The following is a 17,420-nucleotide window of genomic DNA, read 5'->3' on the forward strand; positions in this document are numbered from 1 at the left end:
GAAAGGTGGGTGCAAGGAATGTCCCAAAAAATCGTAGGGGTAAAAGCTTCCGCAGGGGTAGCCATCGGCAAGGCGTTTTTGCTGACCGCTCCTGACATGCAAATCAAGACGGTAGCGGTAGAAGATGCTGCCAGTGAGATTCATCGTTTCGAGGAAGCGCTGGAACGGGCGAAGGCAGACTTGCAGCAAATTGCGCTGCGCGTGGAAAAAGAGATGGGCGCGGAGCAGGCCGACATTTTCAGAGCCCACCTGCTTGTCTTGGAGGACCCTGAGCTTGTCGACACCGTAAAAGACAAGATTACACAAGAAATGACGAACGCAGAAAGCGCCCTGCACGACGTCGCGCAGGCGTTTATCGGCTTGTTCGAACAGATGGACAACGATTACATGCGCGAGCGGGCAGCCGACATTCGCGACGTGACGAAGCGTGTCCTGGCGTATTTGCTTGGAGTGAACTTTTTTCATCCCGGCTCTTTGACAGAGGAAGTCATCATTGTGGCGGAGGATTTGACTCCGTCGGACACGGCGCAGCTTGACCGCCGCTATGTAAAAGGCTTCGTGACCGACATTGGCGGACGCACTTCGCACTCCGCGATCATGGCGCGTTCCCTGGAGATTCCGGCCGTGGTCGGGACGCAGACGATCACAAGCGCGGTTCAGCCGTCTACACTCGTTATTTTGGACGGGCATGAAGGCGTGGTCATCATCGACCCGAGCGAGGAAGAGATCGCGCTCTATACGAGGAAGCAGGCGGAGTACGCCGAGCAAAAGGCCGAGCTGGAAAAGCTGGTCCACAACCCGACCATTACGGCAGATCAGCATCACGTGGAGCTGGCGGCCAATATCGGAAGCCCGGCCGATGTGGCAGGCGCGCTCGCAAACGGCGCAGAAGGGGTTGGCCTTTTCCGCACCGAGTTTTTATACATGGGACGGGATGATTTCCCGACAGAAGAAGAGCAGTACCTCGCCTACAAGCAGGTGCTCGCGGGCATGGGCGACAAGCCTGTCGTCATCCGCACGCTGGACATCGGGGGCGACAAGCACCTCTCCTATCTGGACATGCCGGAGGAGATGAATCCGTTCCTCGGCTATCGCGCGATCCGGCTGTGTCTCGACAGACAGGAGCTGTTCCGCACGCAACTGCGCGCCCTGCTGCGGGCGAGCGCGCATGGCAATCTGAAGATCATGTTTCCGATGATAGCGACGCTGGAGGAGTTCCGCGCGGCCAAAGCGATCCTGGAAGAAGAGAAGCAGGGCTTGCAAAACAGCGGAGTCGCTGTATCCGATCGCATCGAAGTGGGTATCATGATTGAGATCCCTGCTGCCGCCATGATGGCAGATGTATTCGCGCGGGAAGTAGACTTTTTCAGCATCGGAACCAACGACCTGATTCAATATACGATGGCAGCGGATCGAATGAACGAACGGGTAGCCTACCTGTACCAGCCGTATCACCCTGCGGTCCTGCGGCTGTTGCGCAACGTCATCGAGGCAGGGCACAGCCAAGGCAAATGGGTAGGGATGTGCGGAGAAATGGCAGGCGATCCTGTTGCCGTACCGATCCTTTTGGGACTCGGCCTCGACGAGTTCAGCATGAGCGCGAGCAGCATTTTGCCAGCCCGCAAGCAGATTAGCCAGTTGAGCCGGGAGGAAATGGCAAAGCATATCGACGCGATTTTGCAGATGAGCACATCCGCGCAGGTAGAAGCGTTTGTCAAAGAAACAATTTTGCAAGAAGACATCTAAGGAGGCACAACAGGATGGTGGAGAAGAAAATTGTAGTCCAATTGCCGCACGGCTTGCATGCGAGACCGGCAGCTAATTTTGTGAAGATGGCCACGTCCTTTTCCAGCGAGATCAAGATCGTCAAACAGGAAAAGACGGTCAACGGAAAGAGCATCATGGGCATCATGGCTTCGGCGATCGCCAAAGGGGAGGAAATTACCCTGATTGCCGATGGCGTAGACGAGAACGAAGCGATTGCTGCGCTGGAAAAAGTGTTGCTGTCGCAAGAAGGATAAATTCCGGAAAAACCCCCTTTCTGACAGGGGGTTTTTCTTTTGACACAAAGCAAAGCGCTTCGTGACAGCAAGCTTGCTTTCTTCAAGAGTGCGCTCCGTTGCCTTGCTGCCGTGACGCGCGTCGAGGCGTGAGCCGCTTCTGCTCTCGCTGTTCGACCAGCATCCGCTCCATCTGGCGGCGCACAGGCTCTGCGGAAGGATTGGCATAGGCAGGTGCGGCGAGATTGCGCATTTCAGATGGATCTGTGCTGAGATTGTACAATTCGTATTCGGGTTCGATGGCCGGGGAAGACTCGGCAGGTGATGGGGGCACCGCGAAGTAACGAGAGTATTTCCACAACTCCCGGTGTCCATGTCCAGCAGACGGCAGGCAGGCTATGACGGTTTCGATCCGGTTCGGCTCGATGACGGAGTGATAGGGCTGGCCGAACAGGCTGATCTGGTGCTGTCCTTTTGTCACATCATCCTCCGACATGAAGTATAGCGGCCCGGTATCGCTTGCGTCTGTTTCGCCGTTGCCGAGAATCAGCGCAGAGAAATCTTTTCCCGCAAGCGGGCGGACTTCGCTGTGAGTCAACTGCAATTCTGCGGAAATGGCCGCCACATCCGCATGGGCACAGCCGAGCAGGGTCGGGAGGATATCCACATGGCTGGTCAGCATTTCGGTAGACAGAGGCTGTGGAAAAAGCAGCGGATTGTGGATGATGAGCGGGAGGTGAATCGCTTCCTCGTAGGCGCAATACCATTTTTGATGGAGCCCGCCGTGTGCCCCCAGCAGTTCGCCGTGGTCGGATGTGAACAAAATCAATGTTTCCGGGTAAAAGGACGTTGCCGTCAATGCTTGCAGCAAGCGCATGATCTGTTGATCGGCATTTTTTTGCAACTGGTAATACAAGCGGCGGTAAAAAGGCTCGTCTGAGATCGGCTGGAACGCTTGTGGATAAACCTCGCGATAGCTCGCCTGGCAGCGCGGCTTCGTCTCAAGCGATTCGTGCCGGGTCGGAGGCGGAGCGATTGCGGGCACGGATGGCTCTACTTCAAAGCGAAAAAGCGGAACTTGTGCCGAGATATCCCCATAGAGGGCGATATCGTGTGGATTGACAAAAGAAGCGACGATGAGCCACGGCTGGTACGTCTCCGGGCGTGTGAGCCGACTTTTTTCCTGATCGAGCCAACCGAGCAGGCTGACAACCTCGCTGCCGTACACCACGTCCCGGCCGTTTACGCCGATGGCGGCTGACGAGCCTGAATTGTGCGGGGCTCTGCCGTGCGGCTCAGGGCCGATCCAGCCGGAAAAGCCGTAGTCGTTTAACCGATTGGCGAGCCAGTACAGGCGCTCCTTTTCCGGGTCGGGCATGCCTGTGCCGGAATCGTAGCTCAGGATGGGCAGATGCGTGCCCGGTACCCAAATATCGCGATCGGATATGTGCCATTTGCCTTTGTAATACGTGCGGTAGCCGAGAGCGCGGAAGTAGTCGCCCATGGTAGGCACGGTGTTTGGATCGAGCCAAAACATGTCGCTGTCAGGGGAGCTTTTGGCGGCGCCGCTCGTCTGGGTGACGCCGTGCAGGGACGGGTACTGCCCGGTAAACAGCGTGGCCCTGCTGGGACAGCAGGCTGTCGCGCCTGCGTAGTGGCGCTTGAACTCCAGGCCGTGGCTGCGCAAAAAAGAATGAGCGGGAAGCTCTGCATCGCGCCATGCCCGCACAGAGGCTTCCTCGTAAGCGGGCGGATAGCGCTCCTGATCGACAATTATCAACAGGATGTTCGGACGGGTTTGAAAAAAGCGACTCAACATATGGACGCCTCCAGGTGAGATGTTCACACTGTTATCAACATATGGGGATAAGCTTTGTCCTTATCCACAAAAAAACGCCTGGCTGCGCACCAGGCGATGATGGGTTCTCCACAGGCTAGATCAGCATGTAGGACAGCGCGGATAACAGGATCGAGGTAATGGACATGGCGATCAGCGGCTTTGCCGCTTTTGAGCGCAGGGCACGCAGGTTGACGTTCAGTCCGAGACCGACCATCGCCATGGTCAGCACGAAGGTGGTCAATTGGGCCACTCCGGCGTTGAAGGCGGCGGAGACAGGAATGTGCTTGCCGAGCACGTAGCTTCCGAACAGGCTCATGACCAGAAAGCCGATCAAAAACCAGGGAAACTCGATTTTGGCTGCGCCTTGCCTTTTCCCGCTGCGCTTCATCCAGAACATCAAGAGAAAACAGAGCGGGACCAGCAGGAGCACGCGTCCCAACTTGGCCAACAGTCCCATTGCCAGGCCGTCCTGCCCGGCAGGCGCGGCCGCGAGTGCGACGTGGGCGATTTCATGCAGGCTGATGCCCGACCACATGCCGTAATCGACGGCAGTCATAGGCAGAAAAGGGCGCAGGACGGTGTAGGCGATTGCGAAAACGGTTCCGACGAGCGCGATGATGCCTACGCCAATGGCGGTATCTTCGTCTTTGGCCTGGATGATCGGCGAGACGGCAGCGATGGCCGCTGCTCCGCAGACTCCGGTTCCTACGCCGAGCATGAGCGAGAGCGAGGTGTCGGCTTTCAGCCATTTGGCGATCAGCATGGTGAGCGCGATGGAAAAAACGATGACTCCTGCGTCGTAGACAAGCAGTCCAAGTCCTTGATGCAAAACGACGCCCATATTCAGCTTCAGTCCGTACAAAATGATGGCGAGCCGCAGCAAACGCTTGGCGGAAAATTGAATCCCTGACCGCAGCGGCTCCGGATATCCCCAAAACTGGCGATAGGCCACGGCGATCAGGATGGCACAGGCCAACGGTCCGACCCGGTCAAAGCCGGGAATGTAAGCTAAGCCGTAACCCAGTAGCGCGATGACAAAGGTGAAGGCGACACCGCCGAGCCAGAAGGAAACAGGGGCAGGTATGTTGTGAGGCTTGCTTTCAGCTTTGACAGATGCCTGGTCGTTGTCGTTCAATGGCGCGCTTTCATGCAGCGGGGAGGCCATTGCGATCACTCCTCGAACAGATTTGACAACCAAAGCATAAAACAACTATAACAATAAGAAAAATAAATCATTGCTATGATGATGATAAGTAAAAGCGTATAGTTGTTGGAAAAAGAAGAGGGGGATGCTGCATGGATCAGCAACTGCGCGTATTTGTCACGGTCGCAGACAGGCAAAACTTTTCGCGGGCCGCCGAAGAATTGCACATGACACAGCCAGCCGTCAGCCAGTACATTCTCTCGCTGGAGCGGGCGATCGGGACGAAGTTGCTGGAGCGCAGTAACAAGTACGTCAGGTTGAACAAGGCGGGGGAGATCGTTTACCATCATGCCCGGGAAATTTTAGGGCTGTACACGCGCATGCAGAGCCTGGTCGACGACTTGATGAACACGCCGAGTGGGCATTTGACGATTGGCGCCAGCTACACGTATGGAGAGTATGTCCTGCCTCACGTGATCGCGAGGCTGCGCAAAGACTACCCTTTGATTACGCCGACGATCACGATTCACAATTCGACCGTCATCGCTGACCTGGTAGCGACCCGGCAACTGGATGTCGGGATCGTGGAGGGGGAGTACGTGAACGAAAAAATGTGCATCGAGCCGTTTGCCGACGATCGCATGTACGTGATCGTCTCCCCGCAGCATCGGCTGGCAGGCAAGGAGAAGGTTGCGGTCAGCGAGCTGATGCAGGAGACGTGGATTGTGCGGGAGGAAGGCTCCGGGACGCGGGAGGCGGCGGAAAAGATGTTTCGCCAGCTCAAATTCCAGCCGCAGAAGCGAATGGAGTTCGGCAGCACACAGGTGATTAAGGAATCGGTAGAAGCGGGCCTCGGGATCAGTCTCTTGTCCTATTGGGCGATCCGCAAAGAGCGCCAGTTGGGGACGCTCTGTACCTTGAAAGTAGCGGGCACGCCCGTGACGCGGGATTTTTCCCTGGTGACGAAATCGAACGAGTTCCAGACGAGAGCGTTGGAGATTTTCATGGATCTGATTCGCTCGCACGTGCCGGAGGGATCGCACGTCTGAAACGCGTCTAAAGCAGGCAAGCGGCGCAGTCTGCCAGACGCGCCGCATTTTTGGGAGGTGGGCATTCTCGGTCATGCCAAGATGCGAGTAACGCGCCTGGCGGTTTGTTTTTGCTTGCTGCCTTGTTGCCTGCGGTCATGCTTTCCCGGGAGGGGGCGTGGCGAGCGTCAGGCGGAAGGTAGTGCCCGCCGGACTGCTCTGCACCAGCTCTACATCGCCGCCATGCGCCCTGGCGAGCGGGCGGCAAATCGTCAGGCCAAGCCCGAGGCCGTGCTTTTTCTTCCGCTTGCTGTCCCCCCGGTAGTACCGCTCGAAAATGAACGGGGCTTCTTCAGCGGGAATGCCTTTGCCGTTGTCGATGATGTCGAGGATGAGCTTGTCGGTTTGCCGGGCGACCACTTCGATGCGCGTCGCTGCTGCGGCCACGCTGTTGTTGAGCAAATTCAGCAAAATTTGTTTGAAATGCGCGCTGTCTCCGATTCAGACGATTTCCGGCTGGGGCAGCGTGATTTCGATGGCGGTTTCGGCAAAGGCAGGCAAGGTGCCGACTTGCGCGACGACCTGCTCCAGCAAGCTGGCGAGCTTGATTTCCTGCTTTTCCGCGTAGACAGCGCCTGCCTCCATCGAGGAAAAGTCGAGCAGGTCGTTGACCATCGTCTGCAGCCGCTTTGCTTCATCCATGCTGATCTGCATGAACTCGTCAGCATCGGGGCCTTTGACGACCCCGTCCTTTACAGCCTGTATCATCCCGCGAATCGACGTCACCGGGGTGCGCAGCTCGTGGGAGACTCCGGCCAGCAAGTCTGTGCGCATCCGCTCCAACTGCCCCAGCCGCTTGGCCATGTCAGCGAACGGGGAGACGAGCTGGCTGATCTCGGCTTCTTTGACCCGGGTGGAGTCGGGCAGGGCTGGCTCGTAGTTGCCGGAAGAGATTTGCTCCGCTGCCAGCGCCAATTGGCGAAGCGGCTGCGTAAGCGAACGCGACAGGACGTAGACCAATCGCCCAGCCGCAAAGCGTAATGATCCCGATCGAAACCATGATTGTGATGTACGTATGCACCAGATCGTTGTTGAGGCGGGTGCTGACGTAATACGTTCCCGCCACTGTGTTTTGCTCGTAGTACGGCACCCCGACCCGCAGCCATGTGGCGTCTTTCAGCGTGATGATCTCGCGCGTTTCTTGGCGGATGTCGGCGGGCTGGACAGGGGCAGGCAAGGTGACCGCAGTGCTGGCGAGAGCGAGATTTTCTTCCAGGCTGATCGCCGGCAACGCCGCGCTGTTTGCGGTAGCGTCCGCCAGCTTCACCATTTTTACGGCTACAGGCGCTTTGTCAGAGTCCGCCTCTGTCGCGGGAACTGCGAGTGTCAGCGCCGCTTTCATAAACTTGCCTTCTTTTTCAAGCTGCTTGAGCAGTTCGTCCACGGGGATGCCTTTTTCCTTTGCCATCTGCTCCAGATTAATGACCGGCTGCATTGGCACTTGCATGCCGTCGTTTTGGACGGTAACGGTTTTGGCAGGGAAAGTCGCGACAGCTTTTTGCACTGTGGATTCATCTGCGGCAAATGCAGAGCCTGCCATTGCGGATACGGCCAGAGCGATTACGGACATTGCGAGTTTCTTTTTCATGAAAAATTCCTCCTTGGGGTTTCGGTTTGTTTTTTGTTTGTGCCAGCTTGCGGGCTTGCCCGTCCCGGCTACACAACCAAGATAGCCAGGCCGTGTGTCCGTCAAATGACCGGAATATGGAAAAGTCGTGGAATACCGAAAACGCTTGCATTTTTTCTTGCCTTGTCATACATTAGAAGCAGGAATAAGATCGCAGAATTGGCGTGAATCTTATCCGAACAAGTGAATAGACAAAAGGCAAAGGTGCCCTTGAACACGAGTCTTGTTCTTTCGTGTTTAGGCACCTTTTTTTGCGTTTTGAAAAGGGAAGTTGTCTGAAAGGAGTGTGACACGCATGGAAAAACCAATTCGAGCGACGCCGCTTGCGATCCGAATGATTCCCAACGTCGATCCACAATTTGCGGAGAAGCTGAACCTGCCTTCCCATATCCGCAGTGTGGGGATGCTGACATCCACCATTGACGATGTGGGCTATACAGCCATTGATGAAGCGACGAAAAAGGCAGCAGTCGAAGTGATTTACGCCAAGTCGTTTTACGCAGGCTCTGGGCACGCTTCCGGTCCGTTGTCCGGCGAGTTCATCGGGATCATCGGGGGAGCGACGCCATCAGAGGTACAGAGCGGTATTGATGCAGCCGTTGCCTTCATGGAAAGCGGAGCATGCTTTTACTCGTTGAATGAAGAGGGGACGCATGCGTATTACGCACATGTCGTGTCGCGGACGGGCAGCTACTTGTCTGGGCTTGCCGGCATCAGGGAAGGGGAGCCGCTCGCCTATCTGATCGCTCCGCCGCTTGAGGCCATGTACGGGATAGATGCCGCTCTCAAGGCAGCAGATGTACAGATGGTGCAGTTTTTTGGCCCGCCCACGGAAACCAACTTCGGGGGAGCGCTGCTTACAGGAAGCCAATCGGCATGCACCGCAGCAGCCGCTGCCTTTGCCGACGCAGTAAGAAGCGTCGCCCGACAGCCAGTCAAACGATAAAAGGGATTTTCCCTCTTGAAGGGGAGGAAATGTAAATGCGCGCTCATGCATACTCACTGGGCATGATTGAGACGCTGGGCTTGCCCGCGCTCATCGCGGCCGCCGATGCTGCTGCCAAAGCGGCAGACGTCAAGGTCGTTACTTATGAAGGCGCGGATGCAGGGATTGTGACCGTGTACGTAATCGGAGATGTTTCTTCGGTTCAGGCGGCTGTAGACGCTGGCGCTGACGCAGCAAGACGCGTCGGACGGTTGCTGCACTCCCACGTCATCCCGCGTCCTGATGAGAATGTTCCCAAAATGATTAAAAATCTGATGCGTTCGGAAGCGAAGGAAGAAGCCAAGCCACAGCCTGCACAGGCAAAGGCAGAGCCGGCGCTGGCAGAGCAATCGATCAACGACTTGCGCAAGCTGGCCCGCTCGATTGCGGATTTCCCGCTTTCGACCAATGACATCAATACGGCGAAGAAAGAAGACCTGATTCGCCTGATTGAAGAAAAGCAGCAAGGCGGAGGTGACAAAGCCTAATGACACTGGACGCTGATTTGTATTCCATTCAGGAAGTGCGCACGTACCTCGCCCAGGCGAAGGAAGCGCAGGCGAAGCTTGCTACCTACACCCAGGAGCAGATCGACCGGATCATCGCTGCCATGTCCAAGGCTGGCGTAGAGAATGCCGAGCGATTGGCCGCTCTGGCGGTTGAAGAGACTGGCTTCGGAAACGTTCCGGACAAACGGATGAAAAACTTGTTCGCTTCCCAGGATGTGTATGCTTCCATCAAAGATGTGAAGACCGTAGGCATCATTCGCAAGGACGAAGAGAACAAGGTGTGGGAAGTGGCGCAGCCGGTCGGGATCGTGGCTGGTATCGTGCCGTCGACCAACCCGACATCGACCGTTATTTTCAAGTCGATGATCGCTCTCAAGGCGCGCAACGCGATTGTCTTCAGCCCGCACCCGTCGGCAGCCAAATGCACGCTGGAAGCAGCGCGGCTGATGGCACAGGCCGCTGTGCAGGCTGGAGCGCCGGAAGGCTTGATCCATTGCGTTAGCAAGCCGACGCTCCCGGCTACAAACGAGCTGATGAAGCACAAGCTGACCAACGTGATTCTCGCAACAGGTGGTACGCCAATGGTGCGGGCTGCGTACAGCTCCGGAAAGCCTGCTTACGGTGTCGGACCCGGAAACGTTCCGGTCTACATCCACCACAGCGCTGACCTCGCTGCCGCTGCCAAGCGCATTGTGCAGAGCAAGACCTTTGACTACGGCACCATCTGCGCCTCGGAGCAGGCACTAGTGGTCGAGGAAGCGGTCAAGCATCAGATGATTGCCGCTTTGAAGCGCGAAGGAGCGTACTTCCTGGACGAGAACGAGAAGGCAAAAGTAGCCGCCATCATCATGGTGAACGGCTCGCTCAACGCCAAAATCGTCGGCCGCTCCCCGCACGTCATCGCGCAAATGGCAGGCATCTCGATTCCGGCCGAAACGCGCGTGCTGGTGGCGGAAGAGACTGGCGTAGGCAAAGAGTATCCGCTGTCCGTGGAAAAGCTGGCGCCGATTCTCGCTCTCTACACCGTTCAAGGAGACAACGAGGCGTTTGCCCGTTGCCGCGAGCTGCTCACGCACGGCGGCTTGGGCCACACCGCAGGGATTCACGCACAGGATGAAAACATCATCGCATCTTACGGCCAGGCGATGCCGGCTTCCCGCATCCCGGTCAATACCGGAACCACCTTCGGGGGCATCGGGGCCACGACTGGCGTGCAGCCGTCCTTTACGCTCGGATGCGGTTCTTTCGGGAACAACATCACATCCGACAACATCGGTCCCAAGCATCTTTTCAACATCAAGCGCGTCGCTTTCGGCGTAAGAGAAATGCCTGAGTCTGCGCCAGTGCAAGCTGCACAAGCGACAAAGGCAGAGGAAGCCGTGCTGCAAGCAGTCTCTTCGCTGAACGTCGGCTTGAGCCGCGAAGAGATCAAAAACATTATTAAATCGGTTTTAACAGAAATGACGTCGTAAATTAGTAAAAATTTGTCCATATAATTAAGGAGGAATAAAAAAATGGCTGGAGAAATGTCCGCATTGGGAATGGTAGAAACAAAAGGTCTGGTAGGAGCAGTTGAAGCTGCTGATGCAATGGTAAAAGCAGCGAACGTAAAACTGATTGGCAAAGTACACGTAGGTGGCGGTCTCGTAACAGTCATGGTACGTGGTGACGTAGGTGCAGTAAAAGCTTCCACGGACGCAGGCGCCGCTGCTGCCGAAAAAGTAGGCGAGCTCGTATCTGTACACGTCATCCCACGCCCGCACGGAGACATTGAACTGATCCTGCCTAAGCTCGAAGGGTAATCCCCTATGGCAGTTATTACAGAAGCATCTTTGCGAGCCATGCATAAGACAGGCATCCCAAACCCCTTTCTCCTGGAGAAAGGGGATAAAATCACACCAGCAGCGGCAGATTTCTTGAAAGGAAGAGGGATTCAAGTGAAATCTTTTGAAGAACAACAGCAGCAACCTTCCACCAATCAAACTGCCGGGGCCGTACAGGAAATTCCCCTTGGCGTTTCCAATCGCCACGTTCATTTGTCGCCAGCCGATGTAGAGAAGCTGTTTGGCGCAGGACACCAATTGACGCCGATGCGCGATCTGTCGCAGCCTGGCCAGTTCGCTTGCCAGGAGACGGTGACCATCGTCGGGCCAAAAGGCAGCATTCACGGCGTGCGCATTCTCGGACCGGCGCGCGGAGCGACGCAAGTGGAAATCTCCCGCACGGACGGATTTACGCTGGGCGTGCATGCCCCTGTGCGGATGTCTGGAGATATTGAAGGAACACCGGGTCTGGTACTCGTAACAGCAAAAGGCACAGTCGTATTGGACAAAGGTGTGATTGTAGCCAAGCGGCACGTTCACATGTCGCCTGCGGATGCCGAGCAGTTCCAGGTGAAGGACGGCGACACGCTGATCCTTGCGACGCAGAGTGACCGCCCTGTCATCTATCCGGATGTGGTCGTTCGCGTACATCCACAATTCGCGCTCGATTTCCACGTCGATCTGGATGAAGGGAATGCCGCCAATTTGAAAACGGGCGACCGGGTAAAAGTGATCGGCAAAAACGGCCAGTTTTACTCCGGCTAACGGAGGTAGAGCTTTGATGGACATCAGAGAAATGGTGGCATCGATTACGAAAGAAATTTTGCTTTCCATGAATGCAGAAAAGAAACCGGAAGCGCCTCGTGTCCTGTATGTCTTTTGCGACAGCCAGGCACATGAGGCATTCCAGGATCATTTTATCCATCTGAAAAACCACGGGATTTGCCACGACATCCTTTTCCTGGACGGGGAAACTTCCTCCTGGCTGGGGATGCACAAGATCGAATGCGGGGGAGCAGGCAAAATTCTCACAGCGGATGAGTATGCTCCCGCCCCGTTGGAAGTGCCGAAAGATTACGCCGGGATCGTCATTCCGGAGATTGATCTGGACAATGCGGCGCGAATCGCCTCCGGCCTGAAAGGCACGATCAAGGCAGAAATCGTCTTCTCCGCACTGGTGACAGGCAAGTTCGTCATCGCAGGTTCCGACGTGCCGGGCATCAAGCGCGCCGACCGCCGCACCCTGCAAACGTTGACGCTGACGCCAGCATACGACAGGCTGTTCCTGCGTCATGTCGAGGCGATGAAGGAGCTTGGCGTGGAGTTCGTGGAGCAGAAACGCTTGGCTGACCGCGTCGTTTCCAAGCTGAAGTCCCAACTGCAAAAAGCAGAGGCAAAGCCTGAGCAGCCGACCTTGACGGCCTTGGACGAGGCAGAAGCGGTGTTCTCCGGCAAGCTGCTGACGGCTGACTGGATCAAATCCCAGCCGGAGTTGCGGGATACGACCTTGCATGTGAAAAAAGGAGCGATTGTCTCTCCGCTGGCTTACGACAGCATGAGAGAGCGCGGCATTACGGTCAGCTATTTAGGAAAAGGGTGATCGCATGTTTTTGGGAAAAGTGATCGGCAGCGTTTGGGCAACCCAAAAGGAAACCGGCATGGAAAATCTCAAGCTGATGGTTGTCCAGCCCATTGACTGGCGCGGCGAAGAGAGCGGGCAAACCGTCATCGCAGCAGACCGGATCGGGGCAGGGATCGGCGAGCAGGTCATCGTCTCGCGCGGGACGCCTGCCCGTATCCTTTTTACTGGCAACAGCGTGCCGATCGATGCGATCATCGTGGGCATCGTCGATTCGTTTGAGGTGCCGGGTGCCGCAGGAGGAGAGGGATAGCGATGGAACAGGAACGTTCACGGGTCATACAGGAATTTGTCCCAGGGAAACAGGTCACGTTGGCTCATGTGATCGCAAACCCTGACCCTATGCTCTATACCAAGCTGGGGATCAAGGAGGCCGGAGCGATCGGCATTCTGACCCTGACGCCGACGGAAACGGCCATTATTGCTGCCGACATCGCAACGAAGGCAGCAGGTGTCGAGCTTGGGTTTCTCGATCGTTTCACAGGTTCACTGATTGTCGTGGGGGATGTCTCTGCTGTAGAGATGGCAGTGGACGCGGTCAATCAGGTGCTGAGCGAAAAACTGCGGTTCACACCGGCATTGGTGACGAAATCATGACAGGCCGTGTCATGATTATCGGGGCCATCGAAGCGGGCAAGTCTTCTCTGGTCAAAGCGCTGTTCAACGATGAACAGCCGGCCAGGAAGACGCAAGCGCTGGAATATCGGGACTGGGTGATCGACACGCCGGGCGAGTACAGCGAAAATCCGATGTTTTACCGCACCCTGATGGCAACCGCGCTGGAGGCGACCATCGTGGTGATGGTCCAGGATGCCACACGCGAGCGCAACTACTTTCCCCCGGGCTTCGCGCACGGCTTTCCCCAAGCGTGCGTAGGAGTCATCACCAAGGTAGATCACCCCGCTGCCGATGTGCAACGAGCGGAAGGCTTTTTGCGCCAGTCGCTGGGCGACGCGCGAATTTTTCGGACGTCCTCCTACACCAGTGAGGGAGTGCCGGAATTGCGCGCGTATTTGCAAGAAATGGTAAGCGAATAAGCCTCTTTCCGCCGTAGCGAGTCTGTGAGAAAATGAAGGCAATATCAACTCCTAGCAGGTGAAAAGAGGTTCGCATGCAATCCATACGGGAACTGTGCAAAGCGTCTACGATATTGAGTGAGGACGACATCCAGATCGTGGAGGACCTCGCTTCCAAATTGCAGATTTTTGCCGATCTGTCGCAGGCAGACATGTTCATCGACTGCCCGACAGTAGACCGAAGTGCTGCTTTGGTGGTCGCGCAGGCCAAGCCTAGCACCGCGCGATCCATGTACAGCGGCTCCGTCGTGGGGCATCTGGCAACCGCGATCAACGAGCCTGCAGTCATGTACTGCCTGACTACAGGAAAGCCGGTGATCGGGTCGAGAGGTGTCTCGCAGGAGCAGGTCGTCATGCGTCAAAGCGTCGTGCCGATTACAAACGCCGAGGGCAAAACGATCGGGACGCTGATTACCGAGCAGGATATTTCCAAGCAGGTCGAACAAGAAAAAAATGTCGAGATGCTCAAGGAAACGACCGAACATCTGAGCGAGACGCTGATTCAGTTCGCAGTGCCTGATATGCCGATTTCTTCACTTTTGCATGAAGGCATGATTTTGTTTGACCAGAGTGGGATCATCACCTACGCCAACGGGCGCGCCCACAAGCTGCTCTCCTTGATCGGCTTTGAGAGACCGGACAAGGGCGTGAGCATCGAACGCATTTTTTCCTGGCGAGTTTCCCCGGAAAACTTCGTGCGTCACGGGGGCTACATTCAGGATGAGTTGTCAAAAGGAAAGCATTTTATCATGATGAAAGCGGTTTCGTCCGTGCGCAAGCTCGACATCATCGGAGGCATCATCTTGCTCCGGGACATTTCGGACATCCGCGAAAAAGAAAAGCAGTTGATGATTAAGTCGGCTGTCATCAAAGAGATTCACCATCGCGTGAAAAACAATTTGCAAACGATCGCAAGCCTGCTGCGCCTGCAAATGCGGCGTTCGCAGTCGAACGAGATCGAGAAAGTCTACCGGGAAAGCATCAACCGGATCAACAGCATCGCCATTATTCACGAATATTTGGCGCAGGACGGTCTGGAGCAGATCGACTTCAAAGAGATTTTAACCAAAATATCGAAAATAATCGTCTCTTCCATGAGACGTTCAGAGCAAGCTATACACGTCGTCGTGACGGGAGAATCCGTGTACCTGCCGTCCAACAAGGCGACATCCTTTGCCCTAATCGTCACGGAGCTGATTCAAAACTGCATGATCCACGGATTTCGCGAGCTTCATGAAGGGCGAATCTCCATTGCGCTCGTCTCGAAGGAGGATTTCGTCAGCCTGTCTGTCACGGATGACGGGGTGGGCATTGAGGACATGGAGCATATTCTCAAAAAAGGTCACCTTGGCTTGAAAATCGTCGACACGCTCGTCAAGGAAGACCTGGAGGGAACGATGCATTTCCGTAACACAGGCAACGGAACGGAAGTTACCATTCTCTATCCGATCCAGAAGGAGGATGAAGATGACACAGCCGAAGATTATGGTGGTTGACGACGAGCCGATCATTCGCATGGATTTGCGCGAGATGCTGGAAAACGAAGGCTATCAGGTTGTGGCCGAGGCGAAAAACGGGGAAGAGGCGGTCGAACTCGCTCATCGTCACAAACCCGACCTCATTATCATGGATGTGAAAATGCCTGGCCTTAATGGCATCAAGGCAAGCGGGATTATCCGCTCCTTTTCGGACTGCTCCATCCTTCTTTTGACCGCGTATAGCCAGAAGGAACTGGTGATCGATGCGCGGAAAGCCGGAGTGACGGCTTATCTGGTAAAGCCCGTATCCGAGGATGACCTGATTCCGGCTGTGGAGATCGCGCTCAGCCAAAAGGAAAAAGTCGTGTCGTTGAAGAAAGATATTAGCGATCTGAAACAGAAGATCGAGGATCGAAAATGCGTGGAAAAGGCCAAAGGCAAACTGATGAGCGCACTCTCCCTGGAGGAAGAGGCCGCTTACAAATGGATGCAGCAAGTAAGCATGCAACGGCGCATGCCGCTTGTGAAGCTCGCCGAGGAGATTCTCGCCGGCGAGGAGACGCTGTTTTCCCAAGGCTGATTTTCCTGACCGATAAACAAATGCGGGAAACGAAACAAGTAGATAGCAAGCAAAGCAAAGGCGCTTGAGTCAGACCGGAAGCGATTTTTTCGGCTGTTCAGGCGTTTTTCTTTTGCGGCCTTGTCTGGCACGCCAATGGTTCAAGGAGGTTCACGATGGATGAACAATGGATCCAAAGCGTCGGCATCGATGTAGGAACGAGCACGACCAAAATGATCGTCAGTCGTCTGCGCCTGGGGCGCATGTCCAGCACCTTTTCGCTGCCGCGCTACCAGATCGTGGAGCGCCAGTTGCTGTATGCGAGTCAAGTGCATTCCACTCCGCTGCTCGGGTTCGATGAGATTGACGCGGAAGGCATCGGGGCGATTTTGCAAGCGGAGTACGAAAAAGCACAAATCAGTCTGTCGTCCATCAAGTCGGGGGCCGTCATCATCACCGGGGAGACGGCCAGCAAGAAAAACGCGCAACACATCGTGCATTTGCTGGCAGAGCGATCCGGCGATTTTGTAGTGGCAACGGCGGGGGCAGACCTCGAAGGCGTGCTGGCAGGCAAAGGCGCGGGTGCGGAAAAACGCTCGCAAACGCTGCAAGGAACGATCGTCAACGTGGATATCGGCGGCGGTACGGCCAATGCGGCTTATTTTCAGCGCGGCCGAGCGATTGCGACAGTGACCTTCCACGTCGGCGGCAGGCTGATTCGCCTGGATCGGGAGGACGTCGTCACCTACGTGTCGCCAAACATTCAGGAATGGCTGAAGGCAAAAGGCTTGCGCATCGCGGTCGGGCAAAAAGTCGGACTGCCAGAAATAACAGAAGTGGCCCAGCAGATGGCCCGCAGCATGCTGGATTATTTGACGGGCAAAGAACGGCACGTATCGGGCTTGCTCGTCGTAGGGCCGCATTTGCGCGGGGAATTTCCGGTAGAAGAGCTGACCGTCTCCGGTGGGGTCGGACAGTTGATGACGGGACCGCCCGTGAAAAGCATGGCAGATGTCAGCCGCTACGGCGATTTTGGTCCGCTGCTGGGCTATGTGCTGCAGCAGGAGCGGGAAAAAGGAACGTACCCGGTGCGCTGGCTCGATCCGGAGCAAACCGTGCGGGCCACCGTGATCGGGGCTGGAATGCAAAGCACGGAAATCAGCGGCTCGACGGTGCATATCAAGCCGGAGCTTTTGCCGATTAAAAACATTCCGATTCTCAAGCTGGAGCTTACCCAGGAACAACTGTCGGACCCGGCGCGGATTCATCAGGAGGTAGCGGCGATCTACCAGCTCGGTGAACGGCTTTTTGATAAAACAACAGGCATCCCGTTCGCGCTCGCGATCTCAGGCATCGGCTATTGCTCGTATGCGCTGCTGCAAACGATCGCTCAGGAGCTGTCGGACCAATATCGGCATTATTTTGCCGAGAGCCGGACGATGGTCGTCATCTGCGAGACAGACATGGCCAAAGCATTGGGGCAGGGACTGGCACTGCGCTGCAAGGGAGAGCCAGAGATTATTTGCATCGATCAGGTGCGGGTGGAGTATGGCGATTATATCGACCTGGGTGAGCCGATTTCGGGAACGATTATCCCGGTCGTGGTAAAAACCCTCGCTTTTGATGAGAAGGCGTAACGTACAAAGGGGTGG

20 protein-coding genes are annotated in these 17,420 nt (G+C 55.9%); 15 read left to right on the forward strand and 5 right to left on the reverse strand.

From position 1 onward, the window contains the following. Window positions 1-18 precede the first annotated feature (18 nt). Together ptsP and AC3WJN_RS03785 are read left to right on the forward strand one after the other, a co-directional pair. Entirely contained in the window at window positions 19-1,746 is a 1,728-nt protein-coding gene (ptsP, locus tag AC3WJN_RS03780; protein ID WP_007777390.1) for a phosphoenolpyruvate--protein phosphotransferase, read from the forward strand. Window positions 1,747-1,760: 14 nt separating this feature from the next. After that, window positions 1,761-2,021, forward strand: a complete 261-nt coding sequence (locus tag AC3WJN_RS03785) for an HPr family phosphocarrier protein (RefSeq protein WP_005827500.1) — start codon at window positions 1,761-1,763, stop codon at window positions 2,019-2,021. Between the two features lie 82 nt (window positions 2,022-2,103). Here the strand turns inward: AC3WJN_RS03785 and AC3WJN_RS03790 are convergent, their stop codons facing one another. Beyond that, entirely contained in the window at window positions 2,104-3,819 is a 1,716-nt protein-coding gene (locus AC3WJN_RS03790) for a sulfatase family protein (protein WP_007777388.1), read from the reverse strand. 115 nt (window positions 3,820-3,934) lie between these two features. Then, window positions 3,935-5,005 carry a YeiH family protein gene (locus AC3WJN_RS03795; RefSeq protein WP_007777386.1) on the reverse strand — a complete coding sequence of 357 codons (1,071 nt, stop codon included), beginning with the start codon at window positions 5,003-5,005 and terminating at the stop codon, window positions 3,935-3,937. A gap of 131 nt (window positions 5,006-5,136) precedes the next feature. Between AC3WJN_RS03795 and AC3WJN_RS03800 the strand changes: the two genes are divergently transcribed. Next, window positions 5,137-6,033, forward strand: a complete 897-nt coding sequence (locus AC3WJN_RS03800) for a LysR family transcriptional regulator (protein WP_005827505.1) — start codon at window positions 5,137-5,139, stop codon at window positions 6,031-6,033. A 135-nt stretch (window positions 6,034-6,168) separates the two neighbouring features. On the opposite strand, the gene AC3WJN_RS03805 is transcribed toward AC3WJN_RS03800, so the two are convergent. Genes AC3WJN_RS03805 through AC3WJN_RS03815 form a run of 3 tightly spaced genes read right to left on the reverse strand, consistent with a single transcriptional unit; the run spans window position 6,169 to window position 7,660 of the window. After that, the gene (locus AC3WJN_RS03805) at window positions 6,169-6,483 is read right to left on the reverse strand and encodes a sensor histidine kinase (protein WP_007777383.1); all 315 of its coding nucleotides are present in this window, start codon (window positions 6,481-6,483) and stop codon (window positions 6,169-6,171) included. A 30-nt stretch (window positions 6,484-6,513) separates the two neighbouring features. Next, window positions 6,514-6,987 carry a sensor histidine kinase gene (locus AC3WJN_RS03810; RefSeq protein ID WP_237716577.1) on the reverse strand — a complete coding sequence of 158 codons (474 nt, stop codon included), beginning with the start codon at window positions 6,985-6,987 and terminating at the stop codon, window positions 6,514-6,516. Beyond that, window positions 6,878-7,660 carry a hypothetical protein gene (locus tag AC3WJN_RS03815; RefSeq protein ID WP_007777376.1) on the reverse strand — a complete coding sequence of 261 codons (783 nt, stop codon included), beginning with the start codon at window positions 7,658-7,660 and terminating at the stop codon, window positions 6,878-6,880. Before AC3WJN_RS03815 ends, AC3WJN_RS03810 begins: the two co-directional genes overlap by 110 nt. Window positions 7,661-7,994: 334 nt before the next feature. On the opposite strand from AC3WJN_RS03815, the gene eutL reads away from it, so the two are divergent. The 12 genes from eutL to AC3WJN_RS03875 all read left to right on the forward strand — a co-directional run bounded on the left by eutL (window position 7,995) and on the right by AC3WJN_RS03875 (window position 17,405). Further along, complete coding sequence (gene eutL / locus AC3WJN_RS03820; protein WP_005827509.1) at window positions 7,995-8,645, forward strand: ethanolamine utilization microcompartment protein EutL; 651 nt, start codon at window positions 7,995-7,997, stop codon at window positions 8,643-8,645. Window positions 8,646-8,680: 35 nt separating this feature from the next. Continuing rightward, window positions 8,681-9,172 (forward strand): BMC domain-containing protein, encoded by a 492-nt coding sequence (locus AC3WJN_RS03825; protein ID WP_007777371.1) that lies wholly within the window; start codon window positions 8,681-8,683, stop codon window positions 9,170-9,172. After that, entirely contained in the window at window positions 9,172-10,665 is a 1,494-nt protein-coding gene (locus AC3WJN_RS03830) for an acetaldehyde dehydrogenase (acetylating) (protein WP_007777369.1), read from the forward strand. The genes AC3WJN_RS03825 and AC3WJN_RS03830 overlap by 1 nt, the downstream gene beginning before the upstream one ends. Window positions 10,666-10,707: 42 nt before the next feature. Next, window positions 10,708-10,995, forward strand: a complete 288-nt coding sequence (gene eutM / locus AC3WJN_RS03835) for an ethanolamine utilization microcompartment protein EutM (protein WP_005827515.1) — start codon at window positions 10,708-10,710, stop codon at window positions 10,993-10,995. 6 nt (window positions 10,996-11,001) lie between these two features. Continuing rightward, complete coding sequence (gene pduL / locus AC3WJN_RS03840) at window positions 11,002-11,781, forward strand: phosphate propanoyltransferase (protein ID WP_005827517.1); 780 nt, start codon at window positions 11,002-11,004, stop codon at window positions 11,779-11,781. A gap of 16 nt (window positions 11,782-11,797) precedes the next feature. Then, the gene (locus AC3WJN_RS03845) at window positions 11,798-12,616 is read left to right on the forward strand and encodes a hypothetical protein (RefSeq protein WP_007777362.1); all 819 of its coding nucleotides are present in this window, start codon (window positions 11,798-11,800) and stop codon (window positions 12,614-12,616) included. A gap of 4 nt (window positions 12,617-12,620) precedes the next feature. After that, window positions 12,621-12,908, forward strand: a complete 288-nt coding sequence (locus AC3WJN_RS03850; protein ID WP_005827520.1) for a EutN/CcmL family microcompartment protein — start codon at window positions 12,621-12,623, stop codon at window positions 12,906-12,908. A gap of 2 nt (window positions 12,909-12,910) precedes the next feature. Beyond that, window positions 12,911-13,252: an ethanolamine utilization microcompartment protein EutS gene (gene eutS / locus AC3WJN_RS03855; protein ID WP_005827522.1), complete on the forward strand. Its 342-nt coding sequence runs from the start codon at window positions 12,911-12,913 to the stop codon at window positions 13,250-13,252. After that, on the forward strand, window positions 13,249-13,692 hold the full coding sequence (locus AC3WJN_RS03860; protein ID WP_005827524.1) for a EutP/PduV family microcompartment system protein: 444 nt from the start codon (window positions 13,249-13,251) through the stop codon (window positions 13,690-13,692). The genes eutS and AC3WJN_RS03860 overlap by 4 nt, the downstream gene beginning before the upstream one ends. Before the next feature lie 74 nt (window positions 13,693-13,766). Beyond that, window positions 13,767-15,227: a sensor histidine kinase gene (locus AC3WJN_RS03865; RefSeq protein WP_007777360.1), complete on the forward strand. Its 1,461-nt coding sequence runs from the start codon at window positions 13,767-13,769 to the stop codon at window positions 15,225-15,227. After that, window positions 15,193-15,789, forward strand: a complete 597-nt coding sequence (locus AC3WJN_RS03870; RefSeq protein ID WP_429777001.1) for an ANTAR domain-containing response regulator — start codon at window positions 15,193-15,195, stop codon at window positions 15,787-15,789. Before AC3WJN_RS03865 ends, AC3WJN_RS03870 begins: the two co-directional genes overlap by 35 nt. A 155-nt stretch (window positions 15,790-15,944) precedes the next feature. Further along, on the forward strand, window positions 15,945-17,405 hold the full coding sequence (locus AC3WJN_RS03875) for an ethanolamine ammonia-lyase reactivating factor EutA (protein ID WP_005827530.1): 1,461 nt from the start codon (window positions 15,945-15,947) through the stop codon (window positions 17,403-17,405). The last annotated feature ends 15 nt before the right edge of the window (window positions 17,406-17,420 follow it).

Source organism: Brevibacillus sp. FW306-2-1A-C05A, assembly GCF_058781555.1.